Genomic DNA, 26,240 nt, shown 5'->3' with positions numbered 1-26,240 from the left:
ATGTTCAAGAAGATCCTGATTGCGAACCGCGGCGAGATCGCCTGCCGCGTCATTCAAACGGCCAAGAAGATGGGCATCCTCACCGTCGCCGTCTATTCCGACGCCGACAAGGAAGCCCGCCACGTCGAGCTGGCCGACGAGGCCGTGCACATCGGCGCCGCGCCCAGCCGCGAGAGCTACCTGCTGGCCGACCGCATCATCGAGGCCTGCAAGAAGACCGGCGCCGAGGCCGTGCATCCGGGCTACGGCTTCCTGTCGGAGAACGAAAGCTTCGCGAAGAGGGTCGAGGAAGAGGGCATCGCCTTCATCGGCCCCAAGCACTACTCGATCGCGGCCATGGGCGACAAGATCGCCTCGAAGAAGCTCGCCAACGAGGCCAAGGTCAACACCATCCCGGGCTGGAACGACGCCATCGAGACCGCCGAGCGCGCGGTCGAGATCGCGAAGGACATCGGCTACCCGGTGATGATCAAGGCCTCGGCCGGCGGCGGCGGCAAGGGCCTGCGCGTGGCCTTCAACGACAAGGAAGCCTTCGAGGGCTTCACCTCCTGCCGCAACGAGGCGCGCAACAGCTTCGGCGACGACCGCGTGTTCATCGAGAAGTTCGTCGAGGAGCCGCGCCACATCGAGATCCAGGTGCTCGGCGATTCGCACGGCCACGTGATCTACCTCAACGAGCGCGAATGCTCGATCCAGCGCCGGCACCAGAAGGTGATCGAGGAGGCGCCGTCGCCCTTCATCAGCGATGCCACGCGCAAGGCGATGGGTGAGCAGGCGGTGGCGCTGGCCAAGGCCGTGAACTACCAGAGCGCGGGCACGGTGGAGTTCGTGGTCGGCAAGGACCAGAGCTTCTACTTCCTCGAGATGAACACCCGGCTGCAGGTGGAGCACCCGGTGACCGAGTGCATCACGGGCCTCGACCTGGTGGAGCTGATGATCCGCGTGGCGGCCGGCGAGGCACTGCCGCTGACGCAGGAGCAGGTCAAGCGCGACGGCTGGGCGATCGAGTGCCGCATCAACGCCGAGGACCCGTTCCGCAACTTCCTGCCCTCGACCGGCCGGCTGGTGAAGTTCCAGCCGCCGGCCGAGACCATGTTTGCGAGCGACACCGAGCACCTGCAGGGCGTGCGCGTGGACACCGGCGTGTACGAGGGCGGCGAGATCCCGATGTACTACGACTCGATGATCGCCAAGCTCATCGTGCACGGCAAGGACCGCAACCACGCGATCGCCCGCATGCGAGAGGCGCTCAACGGCTTCGTGATCCGCGGCATCAGCAGCAACATCCCGTTCCAGGCGGCGCTGCTCGCGCATCCGAAGTTCGTGGCCGGCGACTTCAACACCGGCTTCATCGCCGAGCACTACGGCAAGGGCTTCCATGCCGAGGACGTGCCGCACAACGAGCCCGATTTCCTGGTCGCGCTGGCGGCCTACGTGCACCGCCGCTATCGCGCGCGTGCCTCGGGCATCAGCGGCCAGCTCGAAGGCCACGGCGTGAAGGTGGGCGAGCAGTTCGTGGTGGTCGAGCTCGGCGCGCAGGGCGAGCACGTGCACCACCCGGTGACCGTGAGCGACTTCCACGGCAAGACCGGCGCGAGCGCGGTCACGGTCAACGGCAAGACCTACAAGATCGACAGCAGCCTCGCGCTGGGCGCGGTGCGCGTGCAGGGCATCGTCAACGACAAGCCCTTCACCGCGCAGGTGGAGCGCGGCGCCGGCAAGAATCCGCTGGCGCTGCGGGTGTCGAACGACGGCCGCCAGATCGAGGCCATGGTGCTGTCGCCGCTGGGCGCACGCCTGCTCGCGCTGATGCCGCACAAGGCACCGCCGGACCTCAGCAAGTTCCTGATGTCGCCGATGCCGGGCCTGCTGGTCGAGGTGGCGGTGCAGCCGGGCCAGCAGGTGCAGGCCGGCGAGAAGCTCGCGGTGATCGAGGCGATGAAGATGGAGAACGTGCTGTTCGCCGCGCAGGACGGCGTGGTCGGCAAGATCTCCGCGGCCAAGGGCGAGTCGCTCGCGGTCGACCAGATCATCCTGGAGTTCAACTGATGGGGGCCAGCGACCTGCAGGCAGTGGTGCTGCACCGGCCCGCGAAGCCGGCGCCCGAGGGCCGCTGGTCGGTCGAGGCGATCCAGGCGCTGCTCGACAAGCCGCTGATGGAACTGCTGTTCGAGGCCCAGACGGTGCACCGCCAGCACTTTCCCGCGGGCGACATCGAACTGGCCACGCTGCTGTCGGTGAAGACCGGCGGCTGCCCCGAGAACTGCGGCTACTGCCCGCAGTCGGCCGAGTTCGACACCGGCGTGAAGGCGCAGAAGCTGATGGAGGTCGACGAGGTGCTGCGCGCCGCGCAGGCCGCCAAGGACGCGGGCGCCACGCGCTTCTGCATGGGCGCGGCCTGGCGCGCGCCCAAGGACCGCGACGTCGAGAAGGTGGCGGTGCTGGTCGAGGCCGTGAAGGGCCTGGGCCTGCAGACCTGCGCCACGCTCGGCATGCTCGAGCCGCACCATGCGCAGCAGCTCAAGGCCGCCGGCCTCGACTACTACAACCACAACCTCGACACCGCGCCCGAGTACTACACCGACATCGTCGACACCCGCAGCTACCAGGACCGGCTCGACACGCTGGCCCATGTGCGCGGCGCCGGCATCAGCGTGTGCTGCGGCGGCATCGTGGGCATGGGCGAGGCGCCGGTGCACCGCGCGGGGCTGATCGCGCAGCTGGCCAACCTCGATCCGTACCCCGAGTCGGTGCCGATCAACAGCCTGGTGCGCGTGCCCGGCACGCCGCTGGCCGACTCGGAACCGATCGATCCCTTCGACTTCGTGCGCATGATCGCGGTCGCGCGGATCACCATGCCGACCGCGCGCGTGCGCCTGTCGGCCGGCCGCCAGCAGATGGGCGAGGCGGTGCAGGCGCTGTGTTTCATGGCCGGCGCGAATTCGATCTTCTACGGCGACAAGCTGCTGGTCACGGGCAATCCCGACGTGGAGGCCGACGTGCAGCTGCTGCGCAAGCTGGGGCTGCGCTCGCACCGCACCTCGACCGAAACGAACCCGGAGTCCTGCCAATGACGAGCGCCATCCAACGTCCCTTCCGCGTGCTGGGCATCCAGCAGATCGCGATCGGCGGTCCCGACAAGACCCGGCTGCAGAAGCTCTGGGTCGACATGCTGGGGCTCGAGGTCACGGGCACCTTCCGAAGCGAGCGCGAGAACGTCGACGAGGACATCTGCGCGATCGGCACCGGCCCGTTCAAGGTCGAGGTCGACCTGATGCAGCCGCTCGATCCCGAGAAGAAGCCCGCGGTGCATGCCACGCCGCTCAACCACGTGGGCCTGTGGATCGACGACCTGCCGACGGCGGTCGAATGGCTGACTTCGCAGGGCGTGCGCTTCGCGCCCGGCGGCATCCGCAAGGGCGCGGCGGGCTTCGACATCTGCTTTTTGCATCCGAAGGCGAACGACGAGTTCCCGATCGCGGGCGAGGGCGTGCTGATCGAGATGGTGCAGGCGCCGCCCGAGGTGGTGAAGGCCTTCGACGCGCTCGCCGGGCGCTGAGCCCGGGCGCCTTCAGGCGTTCACGACCTTGCGTATCGGCGGCTTCACGTCCGAGCGGTGCGGCGGCAGCATCGGCTGGTGCTCGCGCGCCGGGTTCAGGATGATCGAGGTCGCGGTCTCGGTGAGGATGCAGAACTTGGTGACCACCGCGTCGAGGTGGCTCACGTCGATGACCGCGATCTCGAGGATCCAGCTGTCCTCGCCGGTCACGTTGTAGGCATTCACGCATTCGGGCGTGTCCTGCACCAGCTTCACGACGCGGTCGTAGTCGGCGCGGCCGACGCGGATCATCGCGCGGATGCCGTAGCCCAGCTTGCCGAGGTTGACGGTGGCGCGGTAGCCGCTGATCACGCCCGCGGCCTCGAGCTTCTTCACGCGCTCGGTCACCGCCGGCTGGCTCAGGTGCACGCGGCGGCCGAGCTCGGCCATGGTGAGGCGCGCATCCTTCTGCAGTTCGGCCAGGATGCGGGTGTCGTGGGCATCGAGCGTGGGGTTCAAGGTGGATTCCATCGAAGTCCTTCAAATCGACGGCCGCGAGCCGCCAGAACCGTGATTTGCGCATGGAAGCGCGGCGGCGGCCTTCATACCATGGAGCCGGCCAGGTTCACAACAACAGACACCCTCGACATGCTCTCGCTCGCCACTTCCACGCCGTCCGCGCGCGGCGGACTGCCGCCGATCATCTGGCTCTGCCTCGCCGCCACCTGGCTGGTCTGGGGCTCGACCTACCTCGCGATCAAGTACGCGCTGATCAGCTTCCCGCCCTTCCTGCAGATGGGCTCGCGCTTCCTGTTCGCGGGTCTGCTGCTCGCGGCCTGGATGCGCTGGCGCGGCGCGCCCTGGCCGAACCGGCTGCAGTGGCGCAACGCGCTGGTGGTCGGCACGCTGATGCTCGGCGGCGGCATGGGCGGCACCGCGCATGCCGAGGTCTCGGTGGGCTCGGGCCTGGTGGTGGCCTTCATCGCGGTGGTGCCGCTGATCATCGCGCTGCTCAACCTGATCTGGGGCATCGTGCCGACGAAGCTCGAGGCGATCGGCATCGCGCTGGGCCTGGTCGGCGTGCTGATGCTGACCCAGGGCAGCGGCTTCCAGGCCTCGCCGGCCGGGCTGGCCGCGATCTCCATCGCCTGCGTCTGCTGGTCGGCCGGCAGCGTGCTGAGCCAGCGCGCGCTGCCGCTCGCACCGGGTGCGATGGGCTTCGCGAGCGAGATGATCTGCGGCGGCGTGGTGCTGCTGATACTGGCGGCCGTCTCGGGCGAGAGCCTCGCGTGGCCGCCCGCGCCGCAGGCCACGGCCGCCTGGTTCTACCTGGTGGTGTTTGGCTCGCTGATCGCCTTCAACGCCTACATGCTGCTGCTGGCGCGCGCGCCGGCCGCGCTGGCGGCCAGCTACACCTTCGTCAATCCGGTGATCGCGATGCTGCTGGGCGTGTGGATCGCGGGCGAGACGGTCACGCGCTTCGAGTGGTATGCGGTGACGGTGATCCTGGCGGGCGTGCTGATGCTGCTGCTCAAGCGCTCGGCCAGGAACTGAGCGGGCCCGTGGCTCAGGCGCCCGGGCGGCGCCACACCGCGAGCGTGGCCGCCAGCAGCCACATGCCCACGGCGCAGCCGCGGTTCAGCGCCTTGAGGCCGCGCTTCGAGAGCCAGCGCACGGCCTGCGTGCCGGCGCCGGCATAGGCCAGCATCACGCAGGTGTCGAGCAGCACGAAGATGCCGCCCAGCAGCAGGTACTGCGGGCCCTGCGGCCGCGCGATGTCGACGAACTGCGGCAGGAAGGCCGCGAAGAACAGCAGCGACTTGGGGTTCGACAGCGCCACCGCGAGGCTGCGCAGCAGCGCGATGCGGCCGTGCAGCCGGCTCTCGGGCGAGGACTTCGCGAGCGCGGCGCCGAGGTCGGTGGCGTCGCTGCGCCAGAGCTTGATGCCGAGCCACACGAGGTAGGCCACGCCCGCCACGCGGATCGCGTTGAACAGCCATTCCGAGGCCGCCAGCAGCGAGCCCAGGCCGAGCGCGACGACGGCGATCACGATGCTGCTGCCGAGCGAGGCGCCGACGATGCCCCAGCTCGCGCGGCGCATGCCGCCGTCGATGCCGTTCGACAGCGCGAGCAGCATGGTCGGGCCCGGGATCACGGCGAGCGCGAGGGAGGCGAGCACGAAGACCAGCAGGGTGTCGAGGTTCATGGCTTGGGTGTGGAAGGACGTTGGGAGGCGGCACGGGCGCGCGCGAGCGCGGCCTCGACCACCGAGCGCTTGCGGGCCTCGGCGCTGGGCGCCGCGACCTCGACTTCGGGGCGCTTCTTGCCCTGGCGCGCATCGGTGGGCCGATGCTGGCCATGCAGGGCGTAGCGCGCGCGGGCATGGGCCGCCTGCGCGGGCGACCAGGCCTGCCAGCCGGTGCGGCCCGGCGTGGCGTCCTCGAGCGAGATGCAGTCGACCGGGCAGACCGGGATGCAGAGTTCGCAGCCCGTGCAGTGCGCGTCGATCACGGTGTGCATGCGCTTGTTGATGCCGAGGATGGCGTCGGTCGGGCAGGCATCGAGGCACAGCGTGCAGCCGATGCACCAGGCCTCGTCGATCACCGCCAGCCTGCGCGGGCCCTCGGTGCCGAAGGCCGGGTCGAGCGCCTGCACGGGGCGGCCGGTGAGCCGCGCGAGCCGCTCGACGCCCTCGGCGCCGCCCGGCGGGCACTGGTTGATCTCGGCCTCGGCGCTGGCCACGGCCTGCGCATAGCCCTCGCAGTCCGGGTAGCCGCAACGGGTGCACTGCGTCTGGGGCAGTGCGTCGTGGATGCGTGCGGCCAGTCCGTTCACGGGAGGAGGAGGGCGCTCAGCGCGCCGCGGCGGCGGTCTTGCGCGCCACGGTCTTCTTCGGGGCGGGCGCGCGCTTCGCGGCCGGTGCCGCCTTCTTGGCCGGCACCGACTTCTTGGCGGGCGCCTTGGCGGTGGTGGTAGCCAGCTTGCGGCCGGGCTTGACCTTGTCCTCGGCCGGCAGGCTCTCGCGTTCACCGGCACGGCTTTGCGGCTGGTCGTTGGCGGCGATGAACTTCTGCATCTTCGGATAGACCAGTTCGCGCCAGCGGCGGCCGCTGAAGATGCCGTAATGGCCCGCGCCCTTGACCTCGTAGTGCTCGCGCTTCGCATCGGCGATGCCGGTGCACAGCTCGTGCGCGGCCTCGGTCTGGCCCGAGCCCGAGATGTCGTCGAGCTCGCCCTCGACCGTGAGCAGCGCGGTGGCGCGGATGTCCTGCGGGCGCACGCGCTCGACCTCTCCCGTGGGGCTCTTCACGTCCCAGGTGCCGTTGACCAGGTCGAATTCCTGGAACACGGTGCGGATCGTCTCGAGGTAGTAATCGGCGTCCATGTCGAGCACGGCGTTGTACTCGTCGTAGAACTTGCGGTGCGCCTCGGCGCTCGCGTCGTCGCCCTTGATCAGGTCCTTGAAGTAGTCGTAGTGGCTGCTGGCGTGGCGGTCGGGGTTCATCGCGACGAAGCCCGTGTGCTGCAGGAAGCCCGGGTAGACGCGCCGGCCCGCGCCCGGGAAGCCCTGGGGCACGCGGTAGATCACGTTGTTCTCGAACCACTCGAAGCTTTTGTTCATCGCGAGGTTGTTGACCGCCGTGGGCGACTTGCGGGCATCGATCGGGCCGCCCATCATCGTCATGGTGAGCGGCAGCGCCTCGCCGCGGCTGGCCATCAGCGACACGGCGGCCAGCACCGGCACCGTGGGCTGGCACACGCTGACCACGTGGCAGTTGCCGTACTCGGCCTGCAGGCGGCGGATGAACTCCTGCACGTAGTTGATGTAGTCGTCGAGGTGGAACTCGCCGTCCGACAGCGGCACCAGGCGCGCGTTCTTCCAGTCGGTGATGTAGACCTTGTGGTCCTGCAAAAGGGTGCGCACCGTGTCGCGCAGCAGGGTGGCGTAGTGGCCCGACAGCGGCGCCACCACCAGCACCACGGGCTGGCTCTTGAGCGTCTTGAGGATGTGCGGTTCGTCGGTGAAGCGCTTGAAGCGCCGCAGCTGGCAGAACGGCTTTTCCAGCTCGATCACTTCCTGGATCACGACGTCGTCGCCGTCGACCTTGACCGACTTGATGTTGAACTCGGGCTTCTCGTAGTCCTTGCCGAGGCGGTAGAGCAGGTCGTAGCTCGCCGCCATGCGCTGCGCTCCGGGCAGCTGGCTCCAGACGGCGCCGGGGCTGTAGAGCTTGGAGGCGGCCTGGGCGAAGTCCGCGAACGGTTCCATGAGGGAACGCTGGGCTTCGTAGAGTTGGTAGAGCATCGCTGTGTCGAGTTGGAATGTTGCGGTGCAATATATCAGCGCATTTCGACACGCGCAGGGGGCCTAACCCTAGGCCCGGGAAGGCCCTCGGAGATGGCCGCGGGCTTCCGTGAACAAGTTGTGTCGCGCAGGTGACTCGAGCGAGTCACCTGCGGCCGCAATCGCTCACGCGCCCGCGGCGCGGGGTCTCAAATGACCTTGGCGATCGACGCGCAGACGTGGTCGATGTTCTTGCTGTTGAGGGCGGCCACGCACATGCGGCCGGTGTCGGTGCCGTAGACGCCGAACTCGTTGCGCAGGCGCACCATCTGGTCCTTGGTCAGGCCCGAGTAGCTGAACATGCCGATCTGGGTGGTGATGAAGCTCATGTCTTCCTTCACGCCGGCGGCCTTGAGGCCGTCGACCAGCTTCTGGCGCATGGCCTTGATGCGCACGCGCATCTCGCCCAGTTCCTTCTCCCACAGGGCGCGCAGCTCGGGGTTGCCGAGCACCGCGGCCACCACGGCGCCGCCGTGCGTGGGCGGGTTGCTGTAGTTGGTGCGGATCGCGATCTTGAGCTGCGACAGCACGCGCGCGGCTTCTTCCTTGTTCTCGCACAGCACCGACAGGGCGCCCACGCGTTCGCCGTAGAGGCTGAAGCTCTTGGAGAACGAGGTCGAGACGAAGAAGGTCAGGCCGGCGTCGACGAACTTGGCGACGGCCGCGCCGTCTTCCTGCAGGCCGTAGCCGAAGCCCTGGTAGGCCATGTCGAGGAAGGGCACCAGGCCCTTGGCCTTGACGGCGGCGACGACCTGGTCCCACTGCGCGGGCGTGATGTCGTAGCCGGTCGGGTTGTGGCAGCAGGCGTGCAGCACGACCACGGTGCCGGCTGGGGCGGCGTTGAGCGCGGCCAGCATGCCGTCGAAATCGATGCCGCGCTTGGCGGCGTCGTAGTAGGGGTAGCTCTCGACCTCGAAACCGGCGTTGGTGAACAGCGCGCGGTGGTTTTCCCAGCTCGGGTCGCTGATCAGCACCTTGGCGGCGGGGTTGAGCTTCTTGAGGAAGTCGGCGCCGACCTTGAGGCCGCCGGTGCCGCCGATGGCCTGGATCGTGGCCACGCGGCCCGAGGTGACGGGTTCGCTGTCGGCGCCGAAGACCAGCACCTTCACGGCGTTGTCGTACGCGGCAATGCCGTCGATGGGCAGATAACCGCGCGCCGTGGGCGCTTTCATCATGTTCTGCTCGGCCGCCTGCACGCACTGGAGCAGGGGCAGCTTGCCGTTGTCGTCGTAGTAGACGCCGACGCCGAGATTGACCTTGCTGGGGTTGGTATCGGCGGCAAATTGCTCGTTGAGGCCGAGGATCGGATCGCGCGGTGCCATCTCGACCGCGGTGAACATAGACATGGAAAGGTCCTTTGGGATGAAAGCTTCGCTGGCAACCGCTCGAGGCTTTAAGCTTTGCGGTTGCCTTGAATTTTACCGGCGCCACGCCACCTGACGGGTACAGCCATGCCAGAGATCAACGAAGCCATAGCAGACTCGAACAATGCCGACCCCGTGGGGCCGGTTCCCCAGGGCGAATTCATCAGCTTCCCGGGCTCGCCTTTCGAGCTGTACCAGCCCTATCCGCCGGCCGGCGACCAGCCGAAGGCGATCGACCAGCTGGTCGAGGGCGTGAGCGACGGCGAGGTGTTCCAGACCCTGCTGGGCGTGACCGGCTCGGGCAAGACCTTCACCATGGCCAACGTGATCGCCCGCACCGGGCGCCCGGCCATCGTGTTCGCCCCCAACAAGACCCTGGCGGCCCAGCTCTACAGCGAATTCCGCGAGTTCTTCCCGAAGAACGCTGTCGAGTACTTCGTCAGCTACTACGACTACTACCAGCCCGAGGCCTACGTGCCGCAGCGCGACCTGTTCATCGAGAAGGACTCCTCGATCAACGAGCACATCGAGCAGATGCGACTGTCGGCCACCAAGAGCGTGCTGGAGCGGCGCGACACCGTGATCGTGGCCACAGTGAGCGCGATCTACGGCATCGGCACGCCCGAGGACTACATGGAGATGCGGTTGATCGCGCGCGTGGGCGACAAGGTCGGCCAGCGCGACCTGATCGGCCAGCTGATCCGCATGCAGTACACGCGCAACGAGCAGGACTTCGCGCGCGGCACCTTCCGCGTGCGCGGCGACACCATCGACGTGTTCCCGGCCGAGCACAGCGAGCTCGCGATCCGCATCGAGCTGTTCGACGACGAGATCGAGTCGCTGCAGCTGTTCGACCCGCTGACCGGGCGCATCCGCCAGAAGGTGCCGCGCTTCACGGTCTACCCCTCGAGCCACTACGTGACGCCGCGCGACAAGGTGCTGGCCGCCGTCGAAACCATCAAGATCGAGCTCGACGGGCGGCTCAAGGAGCTGGTGGCCGCGGGCAAGCTGGTGGAGGCCCAGCGCCTCGAGCAGCGCACCCGTTTCGACCTCGAGATGCTGGCCGAGATCGGCCACTGCAAGGGCATCGAGAACTACACGCGCCACCTCTCGGGCGCGGCACCCGGCGACCCGCCACCCACGCTGACCGACTACCTGCCGAAGGACGCCCTGATGTTCCTCGACGAGAGCCATCAGATGATCGGCCAGCTCGGCGGCATGTACAACGGCGACCGGGCGCGCAAGACCACGCTGGTGGAGTACGGCTTCCGGCTGCCGAGCGCGCTCGACAACCGGCCGCTGAAGCTCGAGGAATTCGAGAAGCGCATGCGCCAGTGCATCTTCGTGTCGGCCACGCCGGCCGACTACGAGAAGCAGCACGCCGGGCAGGTGGTCGAGCAACTGGTGCGGCCCACCGGCCTGATCGATCCCGAGGTGGAGGTCCGGCCGGCCACCCACCAGGTCGACGACGTGCTGCAGGAGATCCACGTGCGCGTCGAGAAGAACGAGCGCGTGCTGATCACCACCCTGACCAAGCGCATGGCCGAGCAGCTCACCGACTACCTGGGCGACAACGGCGTGAAGGTGCGCTACCTGCACAGCGACGTCGACACGGTCGAACGCGTGGAGATCCTGCGCGACCTGCGCCTGGGCACCTTCGACGTGCTGGTGGGCATCAACCTGCTGCGCGAGGGGCTGGACATTCCCGAGGTCTCGCTGGTGGCGATCCTCGATGCCGACAAGGAGGGCTTCCTGCGCGCCGAGCGCTCGCTGATCCAGACCATCGGCCGGGCGGCGCGCAACCTGAACGGCAAGGCCATCCTGTATGCCGACCGGATGACCGAATCGATGAAGCGCGCCATCGGCGAGACCGAGCGCCGGCGCGCGCGCCAGATCGCCCACAACGAAGCCAACGGCATCACGCCACGCAGCATCGTGAAGCAGGTGCGCGACCTGATCGACGGCGTCTACAGCGAGAAGACTGGCAAGGAAATGGCCAAGCTGGACCTCGAGCGCGCCAAGGTCGAGGACATGAGCGAGAAGGACATCGCGCGCGAGATCAAGCGGCTCGAGAAGCAGATGCTCGAGCACGCCCGCAACCTCGAGTTCGAGAAGGCGGCGCGGGTGCGCGACCAGCTCGCGCTGCTGCGCGAGCAGGCCTTCGGCGCCGCGGGCAGCGACAACATCGCGATATCGCCGGCCAAGTAGGCCGAAGGTTTGCGCCTTCGGTGCCCCTGGTCGCCCGGAATCGGGTTTACCCGAGCAAACCCGGGGGGCTTCTGATATACTTGAGCGAAACACTCAACAAAAAAGAAACTTCGCGATGAAGGACCGACTCACAACCACTGGCTCACCAGTGTCAAGAGTCGGGCAGGGCGGAGACGAGATCACCGTGGCTCCCGGGCAACGGTGTCATTTCAACGGTAAGCGCTAAAAAGGAGCTTGCGATGCGTCTCACTACCAAAGGCCGTTTTGCGGTCACAGCCATGATCGATCTGGCTCTGCGTCAGAACACCGGTCCGGTCACGCTGGCCGCGATCAGCCAGCGGCAGCAGATTTCGCTGTCGTACCTCGAACAACTCTTCGGCAAGCTGCGCCGTCACGAACTCGTCGAATCCACCCGGGGTCCGGGCGGTGGCTACAGCCTGGGCCGCAAGGCCGCCGACATCACCGTGGCCGACATCATCGTGTCGGTCGACGAACCGATCGACGCCACCCAGTGCGGCGGCAAGGAAAACTGCCTCGGCGAACAAGGCCGCTGCATGACCCACGAACTCTGGGCCTCGCTGAACCAGCGCATGGTCGAGTTCCTCGATTCGGTCACCCTGCAGAAGCTGGTCGACGACCAGATCGCCAAGGGCGTGCAGATCGAGAACAAGCCGGTCGTCAAGCGCGCCATTTCCGCGCAGCCGGTGGTCAAGCCGATCCGCGTCAATGCACCGAATTCGGTGTTTGCCCTGGGCAACGTCTTCGCCAAGTCCTGAGGACCGCGCGACGCCGAAGCCTCGAGCCTAGACCGACGCGGCGCCCACCGGGCGCCGCCAGCGAACGAACAGCGACCAAGAACAACCCCCCACGCCAGCACGAGCCAGCCATGGACGTAACTCCTCATTTCCCGATCTATCTCGATTACGGCGCCACCACGCCGGTCGACCCGCGTGTGGTCGACGCCATGATTCCCTGGTTGCGTGAGCACTTCGGCAACCCGGCGTCGCGCAGCCACGCCTGGGGCTGGGAAGCGGAAGAGGCGGTCGAGAAGGCCCGCGGCTACGTGGCCGAACTGATCGGCGCCGATCCGCGCGAGATCGTCTGGACCTCGGGCGCCACCGAGTCGAACAACCTCGCGCTCAAGGGCGCGGCGCAGTTCTACAAGGGCAAGGGCAAGCACCTGATCACGGTGAAGACCGAGCACAAGGCCGTGCTCGACACCATGCGCGAGCTCGAGCGCCAGGGCTTCGAGGTCACCTACCTCGACGTGCAGGAAGACGGCCTGCTCGATCTCGATAAATTCAAGGCCGCGATCCGTCCCGACACGATCCTCGCGAGCGTGATGTTCGTGAACAACGAGATCGGCGTGGTGCAGGACGTGGTGGCGCTCGGCAACATCTGCCGCGAGAAGGGCGTGATCTTCCACGTCGACGCCGCGCAGGCCACCGGCAAGGTCGAGATCGACATCGCCAAGCTGCCGATCGACCTGATGAGCCTGGCGTCGCACAAGACCTACGGCCCCAAGGGCATCGGCGCGCTGTACGTGCGCCGCAAGCCGCGCGTGCGGCTCGAGGCCCAGATGCACGGCGGCGGCCATGAGCGCGGCATGCGTTCGGGCACGCTGCCCACGCACCAGATCGTGGGCATGGGCGAGGCCTTCCGCATCGCCAAGCTCGAGATGAAGGAAGACATCGCCAAGGCCGCGCGGCTGCAGAAGCGCCTGCTCGACGGCCTGAAGGACGTGGAACAGGTCTTCATCAACGGCGACCTCGAGCACCGCGTGCCGCACAACCTGAACATGAGCTTCAACTACGTCGAAGGCGAGTCGCTGATCATGGGCATCAAGGGCCTGGCGGTGTCGTCGGGTTCGGCCTGCACCTCGGCCAGCCTCGAGCCCAGCTACGTGCTGCGCGCCCTGGGCCGCAGCGACGAACTGGCCCACAGCAGCCTGCGCATGACCATCGGCCGTTTCACGACCGAGGAAGAGATCGACTACGCCATCTCGACCATCAAGCACAACGTGGCCAAGCTGCGCGAATTGAGCCCCCTGTGGGAAATGTTCCAGGACGGCGTCGACATCAGCACGATCCAGTGGTCGGCGCACTGAGGCAGTGACGCGAGATCGCTCCGAAGCTCCACGATTGAACACAGTTTGAGAGGTACACCATGGCATATTCTTCCAAGGTCATCGACCACTACGAAAATCCGCGCAACGTCGGCTCCTTCGAAAAGGGCGACGATTCGGTCGGCACCGGCATGGTCGGCGCGCCGGCCTGCGGCGACGTGATGAAGCTGCAGATCAAGGTCAACCCCGAAACCGGCGTGATCGAAGACGCGCGCTTCAAGACCTACGGCTGCGGCTCGGCGATCGCCTCGTCGTCGCTCGTGACCGAATGGGTCAAGGGCAAGACGCTCGACGAAGCCGCCGCGCTCAAGAACGCGCAGATCGCCGAGGAACTGGCGCTGCCGCCGGTCAAGATCCACTGCTCGATCCTCGCCGAGGACGCGATCAAGGCGGCCGTGAGCGACTACAAGGCCAAGCACGGCGCGAAGAGCGCCGAAGCCGCGGCAGTGCACTGAGATGGCCGTCACGCTGACAGAAGCCGCCGCGCGCCATGTGAATCGCTACCTCGGCAAGCGAGGCAAGGGCGTGGGCGTGCGGCTGGGCGTGAAGACCACGGGCTGCTCGGGCCTGGCCTACAAGCTCGAGTACGTGGACGAATTGACGCCCGAGGACGTGGTGTTCGAGGACCACGGCGTGAAGGTGCTGGTGGACCCGAAGAGCCTGGCCTACATCGACGGCACGCAGCTGGACTTCGTGCGCGAGGGCCTCAACGAGGGTTTCAAGTTCAACAACCCGAACGAGCGCGACCGCTGCGGTTGCGGGGAAAGCTTCCGCATCTGATGCGCAGTCGCTGACCGCGACAACAGCCGCCACCATGTCATGTGCTGGCGGTTTTTTCTTGCCATGAACCTGAACGACACCGACTTCGAGCTGTTCGCCGTCCCCGCGACTTTCGCGCAGGACCGCGCGGCGCTGGACGCGCGCTGGAAAGAGCTGCAGCGCGAAGCCCATCCCGACCGTTTCGCGGCGCAGGGTGCAGCAGCCCAGCGCGTGGCCATGCAATGGTCGGTGCGCATCAACGAGGCCTACCAGCGGCTCAAGGACCCGGTGCGGCGCGCGAGCTACATCTGCGAACTGCACGGTGCCCCGGTCAATGCCGAGAACAACACGGCGATGCCGCCCGACTTCCTGATGCAGCAGATGGAATGGCGCGAGGCGCTCGACGAGGTCGAGGACATCGCCTCGCTCGATCGCCTGCAAGCCGAGGTCGACGCGGGCCGCGCCCGCGCACTCTCGTCGCTCGACTGGCTGATCGACGAGAAGGGCGACTACCCCGCCGCCGCGCAGCAGGTGAGAGCCCTCATGTTCATTGAGCGCTTCGGCCACGACGTCGAAGCCAAATCGGATCAATTAGGACAATAAGGGCATGGCTCTTCTTCAGATTTCCGAACCCGGCCAGGCGCCCGATCCGCATCAGCGCCGCATCGCCGTGGGCATCGACCTCGGCACCACGCATTCGCTGGTGGCCTCGGTGCGCAACGGCGTGGCCGAATGCCTGCCCGACGACCAGGGCCGCGTGCTGCTGCCCTCGGTGGTGCGCTACCTCGACAAGGAGCGCCGCCAGATCGGTTTCGATGCGGTCGCCGCGCGCGCGCAGGATCCCTCGAACACCATCACCTCGGTCAAGCGGCTCATGGGCCGCGGGCTGGCCGACGTGACCCATCGTGAAGCGATGTCCTATGCCATAGGCGGTGGCGACGGCGGCATGGTGCAGGTGCACACCGCGGCCGGCGACAAGTCGCCGGTCGAGATCAGCGCCGAGATCCTCGCGACGCTGCGCTACCGCGCCGAGGACACCTTCGACGACGAGCTCTACGGCGCGGTCATCACCGTGCCGGCCTACTTCGACGAGGGCCAGCGCCAGGCCACGAAGGACGCGGCGCAGCTGGCCGGCCTCAACGTGCTGCGGCTGATCAGCGAGCCCACCGCGGCCGCCATCGCCTACGGCCTCGACAACGCGAGCGAGGGCGTCTATGCCGTCTACGACTTGGGCGGCGGCACCTTCGACATCTCCATCCTGCGGCTCACGCAGGGCGTGTTCGAGGTCATCGCGACCGGCGGCGATTCGGCGCTGGGCGGCGACGACTACGACCATGCGCTGGCCGATTTCGTGCTGGCGCAAAGCGGCGTCCAGACCGCGAGCGAGACCGACAAGGCCGCCGTGCTCGTGGCGGCGCGCGCCGCCAAGGAAGCGCTGACCGATGCCGACACCGTGACCTTCGCCGCCGACGTCGGCGGCCAGCCGCTTCGCTTCGCGCTGCAGCGCGCGCAGTTCGACGCGGCCACCAAGGCGCTCACCGACCGCACCCTGGCCGCCGTGCGTAAGGCGCTGCGCGACGCCAGGCTCAAGGCCGACGACCTGCAGGGCATCGTGCTGGTGGGCGGGTCGACGCGCATGCCGCAGGTTCGCGAGGCCGTTGCCGAGTTCTTCGGGCGCGAGCCGCTGGTCAACCTCAACCCCGACGAGGTCGTCGCGCTCGGCGCCGCGATCCAGGCGAACCAACTGGCCGGCAACAACGGCGCGGGCGAGCTGCTGCTGCTCGACGTGATTCCGCTGTCGCTGGGCCTCGAAACCATGGGCGGGCTGGTCGAGCGCATCGTGCCGCGCAACCAGACCATCCCGACCGCGATGGCGCAGGACTTCACCACCTACCAGGACGGCCAGACCGCGCTGGCGCTGCACGTGGTGCAGGGCGAGCGCGACCTGGTGGCCGATTGCCGCAGCCTCGCGCGCTTCACCTTGCGCGGCATTCCGCCGATGACCGCGGGCGCCGCGCGCATCCGCGTGACCTTCACGGTCGACGCCGACGGCCTGCTGAGCGTGAGCGCCAAGGAGCAGATGAGCGGCGTCGAAGCCAGCGTCACCGTCAAGCCTTCCTACGGGCTTTCGGACGACCAGATCGCGACCATGCTGCAGGAGAGCTTCTCGACCGCGCAGCAGGACATGCAGGCGCGCGCGCTGGTCGAGGCCCGCGTCGATGCCGAGCGCATGCTGCTCGCGACGAAGAGCGCGCTCGATGCCGACGGCGACCTGCTCGACGCGCAGGAGCGCGCGGCCATCGATGCCGCGATGAGCGCGCTGCGCCTGGGCGCCCAGGGCAGCGACGCGGCCGCGATCGAGGCCGCGACCAAGGCGCTGGCCGAGATCACCGAACCCTTCGCCGCGCAGCGCATGAATGCCGGCATCGCCCGCGCGCTCTCGGGGCGCAAGGTCGAATCGCTCTAAGACAGAACACCGCAAAGAACGACAACGCAGGCGCTGCATGCCCACGATCAAGATTTATCCACACCCCGAGTACTGCCCGCAAGGCGCCGAGATCACCGCGCCCGCGGGCACCTCGATCTGCGAAGCCCTGCTCGACAACGACATCAACATCGAGCACGCCTGCGAGATGAGCTGCGCCTGCACCACCTGCCACGTGATCGTGCGCGTGGGCGGCGGTTCGCTCAACGAGGCCGAGGAGGGCGAGGAAGACCTGCTCGACCGCGCCTGGGGCCTGGAGCCGCAATCGCGCCTGAGTTGCCAGGCGATCCTGGCGCAGGAAAATGTGACGATCGAGATTCCGAAGTACTCGATCAACCACGCGAAGGAAAACCACTGATGAGTCGTCTGATCGTTCTCGATACGGAAACCACGGGCCTGTCGGCCGAGAACGGCGACCGGGTCATCGAGCTGGGCTGCGTGGAGCTGTTCAACCGCAAGCTCACCGGCAACGACCTGCACATCTACTTCAACCCCGAGCGCGAGAGCCACGAGGACGCGCTCAAGGTGCACGGCCTGACGACCGACTTCCTGCGCGACAAGCCGAAGTTCGCCACCCTGGCCAACGACATCGTGGAGTACCTGCGCGGCGCCGAGCTGATCATCCACAACGCGGCCTTCGACGTGGGCTTCCTCAACAAGGAATTCGAGCGCGCCGGCCTGCCGCCGCTCAAGACCTTCGTGAGCGAAGTGACCGACACGCTGGCCATGGCCAAGCAGGTGTACCCGGGCAAGCGCAACTCGCTCGACGCGCTGTGCGACCGCTTCGGCGTCGACCGCTCGAACCGGACCTTCCACGGCGCCAAGCTCGACGCCCAGCTGCTGGCCGACGTCTACATCAACCTCACGCGCGGCCAGGACGCGCTGCTGATCGACGTGGCCACCACCGAGCCCGAAGTGGGCACCACGGTGATTGCCATCGACCTGCGCAGCATCGAGCTGCCGGTGCTGGTGGCAACCGAGCACGAACTGGCCGAGCACGACGCCGTGTTGTCGCAGCTCGACAAATCGAGCAACGGTCGCACACTCTTTCGCCAAAACGCTTGAAAAGCTGTGGCATAATCTAAGGCTTCGCAGAACGCGATTCATCCAGGCGCTGAAGCCCATCGAAAAGATCGGGCAGAGGCGTCAGGGGCGGTTAGCTCAGGGGTAGAGCACAGCATTCACACTGCTGGGGTCGGAGGTTCGAAACCTCCACCGCCCACCAATTTCCCGGTTCCATTTCTCTTTTCCGTCGGCGCGCATCGGCCCTGACGGCATTGCCGTTGGCCTGTCGGCGCGCACCGACGCCAAGTGCCGTCGCGGGCTGCTGGTTTCGCAAGCCTTCGCGCCTAGAACCGATGGCACGACCGCAACCCAGGAGAAAAGATGATGGCGACCGCACCCGATCTTCCGACGCCGATCACGCCCACGCCGGGCCTGCCCGTGGAGCCCGACGAGGGGCCGAACAAGGCGCCCGACGAGCCCACCGATCCCGAGCCGCCGCCGACCGCGACCTGATCTCCCCACGCGCGGCGGCCGCGCTAAGCTCGCCGCATGGACGATCTCGATTGCGCCGTCATCGGCGGTGGTGTGGTGGGTTTGGCCGTGGCGCGCGCACTCGCGCTCGCGGGCCGTGAAGTGATGGTGCTCGAGGCCGAAGGCGCCATCGGCACCGGCACGAGTTCGCGCAATAGCGAAGTCATTCATGCGGGGATCTACTACCCGCAAGGCTCGCTGAAGGCGACGCTGTGCGTCGAGGGCAAGCAACTGCTGTATGCCTACGCCGAAGCGCGCGGCGTGCCGCACCGGCGCTGCGGCAAGCTGATCGTCGCGACCTCGGTCGAACAGGTGGTGGAGCTCGAGGCGATCCGTCTCAAGGCCGCGGCCAATGGTGTCGACGACCTCGAACAGATTTCGGCGGCGCAGGCCGTCGCGCTGGAACCGCAACTGCGCTGCATGGCCGCGTTGGTCTCGCCGAGCACGGGCATCGTCGACAGCCATGCGCTGATGCTGAGCCTGCTTGGCGATCTCGAGAATGCGGGCGGCATGCTGGCGTTGAAGTCGGCCGTAACGCGGGCTGACCTGGAGGAGGGCGGCATCGTCTTGACGGCGCAAGACGGCACGCGGTTGCGCTGCCGCAGCGTGGTCAACGCAGCCGGCCTGGGAGCGCCCGATCTGGCGCGCCACTTCGGAGGACTCGCCACCGAGACCGTTCCCACCGCTCATTTCGCGAAGGGCAACTACTTCACCCTGTCGGGCCGCGCGCCCTTCGGCCGGCTGGTCTATCCGGTGCCCGAGCCCGGCGGCCTCGGCGTGCACCTGACGATCGACCTTGGCGGGCAGGCCAAGTTCGGACCCGACGTGCAATGGGTGAGCTCGCCCGACGACCTGGTGGTGGACCCGGCGCGCGGCGATGCCTTCTATGCCGAGGTGCGCAAGTACTGGCCCGCGCTGCCCGATGGCGCATTGATCCCGGGCTATGCAGGCATGCGGCCGAAGATCTCGGGCCCTGGCGATCCCGCGGCCGACTTCCGCATCGACGGACCGCGCGCGCATGGCGTGCGAGGCCTCGTCAACCTGTTCGGCATCGAATCGCCGGGGCTCACGAGCAGCCTCGCGATCGGCCGCCATGTGGTGGATCTGCTCGCGGCCGAGGACTGAACTCCGAGCCGATGGCGAACGATCTCTTGCAGAACTCTTTGTGGATGCAGGCCTGTGTGGCCGATGGAGCCTGTAACATGACAGCACGCCATTTGTAGGCGTGAAGCCGCCGGCGCGGTGCCGGTGTCATCACGGAGGAAGGTTTCCAATGAGTGCATCCAAGAATCTCGAGGCGGCAGCCGAGGACATCGCGAGCGACGTGCGTGGCGTGCTCGCCAGCAAGGACCTGGATTCGGTTCCCCACATCAAGGCGCTGCGCCAGCGCATCGACACCAAGCTCGCGATCGCCCGCGAGCTCGCCGCCGAGAAGAGCCGCCTCGCCGCCAAGAAGGCCCGCGAAGCCGCCTCGGCCACCAACGCCTATGCCCACGACGAACCCTGGCAGATCGCCGCAGGCGCGCTGGCCGTCGGTGTGCTGGTGGGCCTGCTGCTTGGTCGCCGCTGATCGAACCATGATGACGGGGGGCTGCCGATGAGGTTGCTCTCCCTGCTCGGACTGGACCGGCGCCTGCGCCGGCTGCGCATTGCCGCAGCCGAAGGCGCGATGGCCGCCGAAGACCGTGTGCAGCTGCTGCGCATGGCCTGGGAGGAGGAGAAGCAGCGGCTCAAGCTGGTGCTGGTCCTCGCGATCGTGCTCTTGGGCCTGACGACGATCGCCGTCGCACTGCTGTCCGTGGCCGTCGTGGTCCATTTCTGGGACACGCCGCAGCGCACCACCGCCGCCTGGTCGGTGGCCGCGCTCTGGATCGTGCTGTGGCTCGCGGCCGCCTGGGGCCTGTGGACCCAGCTGCGCGGTGCCTCGAACAGCTTCACGCCGACCCGCGAGGAACTGGCGCGCGACTGGACCTGGGTGCAGGAGCGCTTCGGACTCGGCGACGAGCCGGGTGAAGAGGACGAGCCGGCGCCACGCCGGCCGGCCACGCGCGAGGAACTGATCGAACGCATCGAGCGCCAGCGCCTGCGTATCGCGACCTTGCAGGGTGGCGGTGCCGCCGCCGCGCACGGTGTGGAGCAGTCTGCGCCTCCGCCGCCCGACGAAACCCCGACCGCCACGGCGCTGCGCATCGCGCGCGAGCATCCGGTTGCCACGGGTGTGGCCGTGGCTGCGGCGCTGGTGGTGGTTCGCCCGAAGCGCCTGCTGCGCTGGGCGACCTTCATCGCGCCGATCCTCTGGCGCATGCGCTGAAACAGCCGGCGAGCCACGCTCGCCAGATATCCCGCTGAAAAAACTCAGGCGCTGCCGCGATCCCGCTGCAGCGCCTGCGCCGTTTCATGGACCAGTGCCGGGCCGCGGTAGATCAGGCCGGTGTAGATCTGCACCACGTCAGCGCCCGCCGCGATCTTGGCCTTGGCATCGGCCGCGCCCAGGATGCCGCCCACGCCGACGATCGGGAAGTCCGCGCCCAATGCGGCGCGCAGCTGGGCGATCACGCGGTTGCTCGATTCGCGCACTGGTGCACCCGACAGGCCACCGGCTTCCTTCGCATGCTGCAGCCCCTCGACCGCATCGCGCGCCAGCGTGGTGTTGGTGGCGATCACGCCATCCATGCCGTGGCGGCGCAGCGTGGCGGCGATCACCGCCACCTGGGCCTCGTCGAGGTCGGGCGCGATCTTCACGAACAGCGGCACGCGGCGCGGCGCGCCGCCGAGGGGCTGGCGCGCCAGCGTCTCGCGTCGCTCGGCCACGGCGCCCAGCAGCGCGTCGAGCGCTTCGTCGCTCTGCAGGCTGCGCAGGTTGGCGGTGTTGGGGCTCGAGATGTTGATCGTCACGTAGTCGGCATGCGGGTACACGCCGTCGAGGCAGGCGATGTAGTCGTCCACCGCGCGCTCGATCGGCGTGGCGGCGTTCTTGCCGATGTTCAGGCCCAGCAGCATCGGCGCCTTCGCGCGGCCCGCGTTGCGGCGGAAGCGCCCCTTCTGCACGTTGGCCAGGAAGGCGGCGAGCCCGTCGTTGTTGAAGCCGAGCCGGTTGATCAGCGCCTGGCGTTCGGGCAGGCGGAACATGCGCGGGCGCGGATTGCCGGGCTGGCCCTTGGGCGTGACGGTGCCGACCTCGACGAAGCCGAAGCCCATGGCGGCGAAGGCGTCGATGCAGCGCGCGTTCTTGTCGAGGCCGGCGGCGAGGCCGACGCGGTTCGGGAACTGCAGGCCGGCCAGGGTGACGGGATCGTCGACGCGCGGTGCCGAGTAGGCGCAGGCCAGCGGCGTGTTCTGCGTGCGCGCGAGCCCGTCGAGCGTCAGTTCATGGGCATGCTCCGGGTCGAAACCGAACAGGAAAGGGCGGGCCAGACCGTAGAGCGAGGAGGGCAGCAGGGACATCGTCGGATAATTCGGGGCTTCAATGAGCCCAGGATTCTCCGCGATGACCGCACCCCTTCCTTCTTCTTCCGCCGCAGCCGCCACCATCTCCCAGGACGAACTCAAGGCCCAGGTGGGCCGCGCCGCCCTGGCCTACGTGGTGAAGGGCGAGATCGTGGGCGTGGGCACCGGCTCGACGGTCAACAAGTTCATCGACGCGCTGGCCACGATCAAGGACCAGATCCGCGGTGTTGTCTCGAGCTCGGTCGCCTCCACCGAGCGCCTGCGGGCGCTGGGCATCCAGGTGTTCGACAGCAACGAGGTCGAGGAGCTGGGCGTCTACATCGACGGTGCCGACGAGATCGACCCGCGGGGTTTCATGGTGAAGGGCGGCGGTGCCGCGCTCACGCGCGAGAAGATCATCGCGGCCCAGTCGCGCCGCTTCGTCTGCATCGCCGATGCCTCGAAGCTGGTCGACACGCTCGGTGCCTTTCCGCTGCCGGTCGAGGTGATCCCGATGGCGGCGCGCCGCGTGATGCGGCAGTTCGCAGCGCTGGGCGGCCAGGCCCAGGTGCGCGAGAAGGACGGCCTGCCGCTGGTGACCGACAACGGCCAGCACATCATCGACGTGACGGGCCTGAAGATCGCTGATCCGCTGGCCTTCGAATCCGAGGTGAGCCAGTGGCCCGGCGTGGTCACCGTCGGCGTGTTCGCGCACCAGAAGGCGCATGTGTGCCTGCTCGGCACGCCCGAGGGCGTGCGCACGCTGGACTTCGCCTGATCAGAACTTGATGCCGGCCGGGTTCTCCGGCGTCGGGCCGCTCGGCGGTGCCGCGGGCAGCGGCTGCTCGTCGGGGGCCGCGCGCGCGGCGGCGGGTGCGGGCACCGGCGCGCGCGTGACCTGCGCGACCATCGGCTGCGCCGGCGGATTGCGGTAGCCGCTGGGCAGGCTGTTGCTCCTGGGATAGCCGGCCGCGTCGAGGTACTGCGCCCACTGCGTGTCGGAGAAGCCGGGCAACTGCTGCGTGCCGATGGTCAGCAGCGGCAGCGAGTTCTGTCCGCTGAGCTTCTGCAGCGCCTCCACGTCCTGGTTGCTGTTCACCGTGCGTTCCTGGAACGGGATGCCGCGCGTGACGAGCAGGGTGCGCGCCATCGCGCAGGGGCTGCATTCGTCGCCGCTGTAGAGCGTGACGGGATAGCGCTGGGCGATCTGGCGCAACTCGTAGGGCAGGCCCGCGTTGGCGGCGGCGCCGGGCGCCGGCTGCGCATTGGCGGCCGGTTCGGTGCTGGCGGTGGGCGCGCGGTCCGAGAAGGTGACCCGGCCGTTCTTGTCGACCTGCCGGTAGACCGGTTGCGCCATCGCGCCCGCGACGGCGAGCACGAGGACGAAACCGGTCAGGCGACTTGGTGAGAATTTGTAAATCGGGCGCATGGCCCGAGTATCTCAAGCTTCAGCGCCGCATCAAGCCGGCTGCGGCTCGGCCATGCCCTGGTGTCGCAGCAGCGCATCAAGCTGGGGTTCGCGGCCGCGGAAGGCCTTGAACGACTCCATCGCGCTGCGGCTGCCGCCGGCCTCGAGGATGGCCTGGCGGTACTTGCGGCCGGTCTCGATGCTCGGTTCGCCGTTGGCGCCCACGGTTTCCTCGAAGGCCGCGTAGGCGTCGGCGCTCAGCACCTCGGCCCACTTGTAGCTGTAGTAGCCGGCCGCGTAGCCGCCCGAGAAGATGTGGCTGAAGGTGTTCGGCGTGCGGCTGAAGGGCGGCGAGGGCATCACGGCCACCTCGGCGCGCACCTGGGCCAGCAGCGCGAGCACGTCGCCGGGCTTCGCCGCCGCGGCGTGGTACTCGGTGTGCAGCAGCATGTCGAACAGCGAGAACTCGATCTGGCGCAGCGTCTGCAGGCCGCTCTGGAAGTTCTTGGCCGCGGTCATCTTGTCGAACAGAGCGCGCGGCAGCGGCTCGCCGGTGTCGACGTGGGCCGTCATGTGGCTCAGCACGTCCCACTCCCAGCAGAAGTTCTCCATGAACTGGCTCGGCAGTTCGACCGCGTCCCATTCGACGCCGCTGATGCCCGAGACGTCGCGCTCGTTCACCTGCGTGAGCATGTGGTGCAGGCCATGGCCGAACTCGTGGAACAGGGTGGTCACGTCGTCGTGCGTGAGCAGCGGCGGCTTGCCGCCCACGCCCTCGGCGAAATTGCAGACCAGTTGCGCGATCGGCGTCTGCAGCCGGCCGTCGTCGGGCCGCAGCCAGCGGGCGCGCACGTCGTCCATCCAGGCGCCGCCGCGCTTGGCGGCACGCGCGGAGGGGTCGAGGTAGAACTGGCCGACCTTCTGGCCGGCGCGCTCGATGCGGTAGAACTCGACGCTCGGATGCCAGGTCGGCGCGCTGTCGCGGCGGATCGAGACCTCGAACAGCGTCTCGACGATCTTGAACAGGCCCGCCATCACCTTGGGCGCCGGGAAGTACTGCTTGACCTCCTGTTCGCTGAAGGCGTAGCGCGCTTCCTTGAGCTTTTCGCCGACGTAGCTCCAGTCCCAGGGTTGCGGATCGGCCAGGCCCAGCTGGGTGGACGCGAAAACGCGCAGGTCGGCGAGGTCGCGCTCGCCGTAGGGGCGGGCCTTGGCGGCCAGGTCGCGCAGGAACTTCACCACCTGCTCGGGCGACTCGGCCATCTTCGGCACCACCGAGAGCTCACCGAAATTTCGGTAGCCCAGCAGCTTGGCTTCTTCCTCGCGCAGCGCGAGGATCTCGCTGATCAGTGCCGTGTTGTCGAAGGCCGGGTCGCCGAGTTCGCTGGCGCGCGTGACGTAGGCGCGGTAGAGCGTCTCGCGCAGCGCGCTGCTCTTGGCGAACTGCATCACCGGCAGGTAGCAGGGCATCTTGAGCGTGAGCTTGTAGCCGTCCTTGGCCTCGGCTTCGGCCGCGGCGCGCGCGGCGTTGACCACGTCCTCGGGCACGCCCTCGAGCTCGCCGAACTGCGCGTAGTAGGCGAAGGCATCGGTCGCGTCGAGCGCGTTCTCGCTGAACTTCTGGCTCAGCTCGGCCTGGCGTTCCTGGATCTCGGCGAAGCGCTGCTTGGCCTCGCCCTGCAGCTCGGCGCCGCCGAGCACGAAGTTGCGCACCGCGTTGCGATGCGCCTGGCGCTGCTCGGCATCGAGCGTGGCGACGTCGATCGCCTTGTACTTCGCGTACAGGCGCTCGTCGGAGCTCAGGCGGGTCCAGAACGCGGTGACGCGCGGCATCGCCTCGTTGTAGGCGGCGCGCAGCTCGGGCGTGTCGGCCACGGCGTTGAGATGGCCGACCGCGCTCCAGGCGCGGCTGAAGCGTTCCGAGGCCACGTCGAGCACCTTGGAGATCGCGCTCCAGCTCGCGGGGAAGTCGGGGGCCGTCACCGTCTGCAGCGCGGTCTCGGCATCGGCGAGCAGCACGTCGACCGCGGGGGCGACGTGTTCGGGCCGGATGCGGTCGAACAGCGGGAGGTCGGTGAAATCGAGGAGGGGGTTGTTCGAGGTGGCCATGGTGTTCACTTGGCGACGCGTTCGGCCGCTTCAAGGGTGTTGGCGAGCAGCATGGCGCGCGTCATCGGGCCGACGCCGCCGGGCACCGGCGTGATCCAGCCGGCGACTTCCTTCACGCCGTCGAAGTCGACGTCGCCCGCGAGCTTGCCGTCGGCCTTGCGGTTCATGCCGACGTCGATGACCACCGCGCCGGGCTTGACCATGTCGGCCGTGAGAAGGTTGAGCTTGCCCACGGCCGCCACGATCACGTCGGCCTGGCGCGTGATGGCGCCCAGGTCCCGCGTGGCGCTGTGGCAGATGGTCACGGTGGCGCTCTTGGCCAGCAGCATCATGGCCATCGGCTTGCCGACGATGTTGCTGCGGCCGATCACCACCGCGTGCTTGCCGCGCAGGTCGTAGCCGATGGACTCGAGCATCTTCATGCAGCCGAAGGGCGTGCAGGGCCAGAAGCCCGGCGCGCCGGTCATCAGCGCGCCGGCGCTGGCGACGTGGAAGCCGTCCACGTCCTTCGCGGGCGAGATGGTCTCGATGACCTTCTGGCTGTCCATGTGCTTGGGCAGCGGCAGCTGCACCAGGATGCCGTGCACCGCCGGGTCGTCGTTGAGGACGCGGATGCGCGCGAGCAGGTCGGCCTCGCTCAGGTCGGCCGGGTAGGTCTCGAGCGTGGCCGAGAGGCCGGTCTGCGTGCTGTCGTTGACCTTGTGCTTGGTATAGACCTGGCTGGCCGGGTCCTCGCCCACGAGGATGATGGAAAGGGCCGGGTTCACGCCGCGGGCCTTGAGCGCCGCGGTGCGGCCGGCGACTTCGGCGCGGATGGTTTTGGCGAGGGCGTTGCCGTCGATCAGTTGGGCGGTCATCGGTTTCGATTTTCCAAGTAAAAACGCCCGCTTGCGCAGGCGTGGGAGTCATGCATCTCTATCGAAGAGATAGCCGAGTT

27 protein-coding genes and 1 tRNA gene are annotated in these 26,240 nt (G+C 68.0%); 19 read left to right on the top strand and 9 right to left on the bottom strand.

All coding sequences use genetic code 11. The annotated features are described in order from the left end of the window. Genes BM109_RS10515 through BM109_RS10505 form a run of 3 tightly spaced genes read left to right on the top strand, consistent with a single transcriptional unit; the run spans nt 1 to nt 3,559 of the window. Nucleotides 1-2,049 (top strand): acetyl-CoA carboxylase biotin carboxylase subunit, encoded by a 2,049-nt coding sequence (locus BM109_RS10515; protein WP_093343436.1) that lies wholly within the window; start codon nt 1-3, stop codon nt 2,047-2,049. Next, complete coding sequence (gene bioB, locus BM109_RS10510) at nt 2,049-3,074, top strand: biotin synthase BioB (RefSeq protein ID WP_093342676.1); 1,026 nt, start codon at nt 2,049-2,051, stop codon at nt 3,072-3,074. The genes BM109_RS10515 and bioB overlap by 1 nt, the downstream gene beginning before the upstream one ends. Further along, nucleotides 3,071-3,559: a VOC family protein gene (locus tag BM109_RS10505; RefSeq protein ID WP_057593644.1), complete on the top strand. Its 489-nt coding sequence runs from the start codon at nt 3,071-3,073 to the stop codon at nt 3,557-3,559. The genes bioB and BM109_RS10505 overlap by 4 nt, the downstream gene beginning before the upstream one ends. A 12-nt stretch (nt 3,560-3,571) precedes the next feature. Here the strand turns inward: BM109_RS10505 and BM109_RS10500 are convergent, their stop codons facing one another. Continuing rightward, nucleotides 3,572-4,069: an Lrp/AsnC family transcriptional regulator gene (locus BM109_RS10500; protein WP_057593645.1), complete on the bottom strand. Its 498-nt coding sequence runs from the start codon at nt 4,067-4,069 to the stop codon at nt 3,572-3,574. 117 nt (nt 4,070-4,186) lie between these two features. Between BM109_RS10500 and yedA the strand changes: the two genes are divergently transcribed. Further along, on the top strand, nt 4,187-5,092 hold the full coding sequence (gene yedA / locus BM109_RS10495) for a drug/metabolite exporter YedA (RefSeq protein ID WP_093342675.1): 906 nt from the start codon (nt 4,187-4,189) through the stop codon (nt 5,090-5,092). A 13-nt stretch (nt 5,093-5,105) separates the two neighbouring features. Here the strand turns inward: yedA and BM109_RS10490 are convergent, their stop codons facing one another. The 4 genes from BM109_RS10490 to BM109_RS10475 form a co-directional block, all read right to left on the bottom strand. Then, the gene (locus BM109_RS10490) at nt 5,106-5,744 is read right to left on the bottom strand and encodes a LysE family translocator (RefSeq protein ID WP_057593647.1); all 639 of its coding nucleotides are present in this window, start codon (nt 5,742-5,744) and stop codon (nt 5,106-5,108) included. Further along, a complete protein-coding gene (locus BM109_RS10485) occupies nt 5,741-6,373 on the bottom strand; it encodes an RnfABCDGE type electron transport complex subunit B (RefSeq protein WP_093342673.1) in 633 nt (210 codons plus the stop codon). Before BM109_RS10485 ends, BM109_RS10490 begins: the two co-directional genes overlap by 4 nt. A gap of 16 nt (nt 6,374-6,389) precedes the next feature. Further along, nucleotides 6,390-7,844, bottom strand: coding sequence for a polyhydroxyalkanoate depolymerase (locus BM109_RS10480; protein WP_093342672.1), 1,455 nt, complete (start codon nt 7,842-7,844; stop codon nt 6,390-6,392). A gap of 188 nt (nt 7,845-8,032) precedes the next feature. Further along, nucleotides 8,033-9,229 carry an amino acid aminotransferase gene (locus BM109_RS10475; RefSeq protein ID WP_093342670.1) on the bottom strand — a complete coding sequence of 399 codons (1,197 nt, stop codon included), beginning with the start codon at nt 9,227-9,229 and terminating at the stop codon, nt 8,033-8,035. Nucleotides 9,230-9,334: 105 nt separating this feature from the next. Here BM109_RS10475 and uvrB point away from each other — a divergent pair, with 105 nt between their 5' ends. The 14 genes from uvrB (at nt 9,335) to BM109_RS10405 (ending at nt 20,671) form a co-directional block, all read left to right on the top strand. Then, nucleotides 9,335-11,455: an excinuclease ABC subunit UvrB gene (gene uvrB, locus BM109_RS10470; protein WP_256222488.1), complete on the top strand. Its 2,121-nt coding sequence runs from the start codon at nt 9,335-9,337 to the stop codon at nt 11,453-11,455. 239 nt (nt 11,456-11,694) lie between these two features. Further along, nucleotides 11,695-12,231, top strand: a complete 537-nt coding sequence (iscR, locus tag BM109_RS10465) for a Fe-S cluster assembly transcriptional regulator IscR (protein ID WP_056580055.1) — start codon at nt 11,695-11,697, stop codon at nt 12,229-12,231. Between the two features lie 110 nt (nt 12,232-12,341). Continuing rightward, nucleotides 12,342-13,562 (top strand): IscS subfamily cysteine desulfurase, encoded by a 1,221-nt coding sequence (locus tag BM109_RS10460; protein WP_093342669.1) that lies wholly within the window; start codon nt 12,342-12,344, stop codon nt 13,560-13,562. A gap of 59 nt (nt 13,563-13,621) precedes the next feature. Then, nucleotides 13,622-14,035 (top strand): Fe-S cluster assembly scaffold IscU, encoded by a 414-nt coding sequence (gene iscU / locus BM109_RS10455; protein ID WP_093342667.1) that lies wholly within the window; start codon nt 13,622-13,624, stop codon nt 14,033-14,035. 1 nt (nt 14,036) lies between these two features. Beyond that, on the top strand, nt 14,037-14,360 hold the full coding sequence (iscA, locus tag BM109_RS10450; protein WP_057593654.1) for an iron-sulfur cluster assembly protein IscA: 324 nt from the start codon (nt 14,037-14,039) through the stop codon (nt 14,358-14,360). 63 nt (nt 14,361-14,423) lie between these two features. After that, nucleotides 14,424-14,942 carry a Fe-S protein assembly co-chaperone HscB gene (gene hscB / locus BM109_RS10445; RefSeq protein WP_093342666.1) on the top strand — a complete coding sequence of 173 codons (519 nt, stop codon included), beginning with the start codon at nt 14,424-14,426 and terminating at the stop codon, nt 14,940-14,942. Between the two features lie 4 nt (nt 14,943-14,946). Further along, the gene (gene hscA, locus BM109_RS10440; RefSeq protein WP_093342664.1) at nt 14,947-16,806 is read left to right on the top strand and encodes a Fe-S protein assembly chaperone HscA; all 1,860 of its coding nucleotides are present in this window, start codon (nt 14,947-14,949) and stop codon (nt 16,804-16,806) included. Nucleotides 16,807-16,843: 37 nt separating this feature from the next. Next, complete coding sequence (gene fdx, locus BM109_RS10435; protein ID WP_093342663.1) at nt 16,844-17,182, top strand: ISC system 2Fe-2S type ferredoxin; 339 nt, start codon at nt 16,844-16,846, stop codon at nt 17,180-17,182. Continuing rightward, entirely contained in the window at nt 17,182-17,889 is a 708-nt protein-coding gene (gene dnaQ, locus BM109_RS10430; protein WP_093342661.1) for a DNA polymerase III subunit epsilon, read from the top strand. The genes fdx and dnaQ overlap by 1 nt, the downstream gene beginning before the upstream one ends. 85 nt (nt 17,890-17,974) lie before the next feature. Then, nucleotides 17,975-18,049, top strand: a tRNA-Val gene (locus tag BM109_RS10425). 164 nt (nt 18,050-18,213) lie between these two features. Further along, on the top strand, nt 18,214-18,342 hold the full coding sequence (locus BM109_RS10420) for a stereocilin (protein WP_093343433.1): 129 nt from the start codon (nt 18,214-18,216) through the stop codon (nt 18,340-18,342). 36 nt (nt 18,343-18,378) lie between these two features. After that, nucleotides 18,379-19,485 (top strand): NAD(P)/FAD-dependent oxidoreductase, encoded by a 1,107-nt coding sequence (locus tag BM109_RS10415; RefSeq protein ID WP_093342660.1) that lies wholly within the window; start codon nt 18,379-18,381, stop codon nt 19,483-19,485. A 148-nt stretch (nt 19,486-19,633) separates the two neighbouring features. Then, nucleotides 19,634-19,930: a glycine zipper domain-containing protein gene (locus tag BM109_RS10410; protein ID WP_057593661.1), complete on the top strand. Its 297-nt coding sequence runs from the start codon at nt 19,634-19,636 to the stop codon at nt 19,928-19,930. Between the two features lie 27 nt (nt 19,931-19,957). Then, a complete protein-coding gene (locus tag BM109_RS10405; RefSeq protein ID WP_093342658.1) occupies nt 19,958-20,671 on the top strand; it encodes a phage holin family protein in 714 nt (237 codons plus the stop codon). A gap of 44 nt (nt 20,672-20,715) precedes the next feature. Here the strand turns inward: BM109_RS10405 and BM109_RS10400 are convergent, their stop codons facing one another. Further along, nucleotides 20,716-21,804, bottom strand: a complete 1,089-nt coding sequence (locus tag BM109_RS10400; protein ID WP_093342657.1) for a quinone-dependent dihydroorotate dehydrogenase — start codon at nt 21,802-21,804, stop codon at nt 20,716-20,718. A 43-nt stretch (nt 21,805-21,847) separates the two neighbouring features. On the opposite strand from BM109_RS10400, the gene rpiA reads away from it, so the two are divergent. After that, nucleotides 21,848-22,564: a ribose-5-phosphate isomerase RpiA gene (gene rpiA / locus BM109_RS10395; protein WP_093342655.1), complete on the top strand. Its 717-nt coding sequence runs from the start codon at nt 21,848-21,850 to the stop codon at nt 22,562-22,564. Here rpiA and BM109_RS10390 read toward each other — a convergent pair whose 3' ends face one another. From BM109_RS10390 to folD, 3 genes are read right to left on the bottom strand one after another with little or no spacing between them, the layout of a single operon-like run. Then, nucleotides 22,565-23,215, bottom strand: a complete 651-nt coding sequence (locus tag BM109_RS10390; RefSeq protein WP_093342654.1) for a glutaredoxin family protein — start codon at nt 23,213-23,215, stop codon at nt 22,565-22,567. 30 nt (nt 23,216-23,245) lie between these two features. After that, entirely contained in the window at nt 23,246-25,303 is a 2,058-nt protein-coding gene (locus BM109_RS10385; RefSeq protein WP_093343431.1) for a M3 family metallopeptidase, read from the bottom strand. 5 nt (nt 25,304-25,308) lie between these two features. Further along, nucleotides 25,309-26,160, bottom strand: coding sequence for a bifunctional methylenetetrahydrofolate dehydrogenase/methenyltetrahydrofolate cyclohydrolase FolD (gene folD / locus BM109_RS10380; protein WP_093342652.1), 852 nt, complete (start codon nt 26,158-26,160; stop codon nt 25,309-25,311). Nucleotides 26,161-26,240 lie beyond the last annotated feature (80 nt).

Source organism: Variovorax sp. PDC80, from assembly GCF_900115375.1.
GTDB lineage: Bacteria > Pseudomonadota > Gammaproteobacteria > Burkholderiales > Burkholderiaceae_C > Variovorax.
Note: the sequence above shows the minus strand (reverse complement) of the source record. Positions and strands in the feature narration are given on the sequence as shown.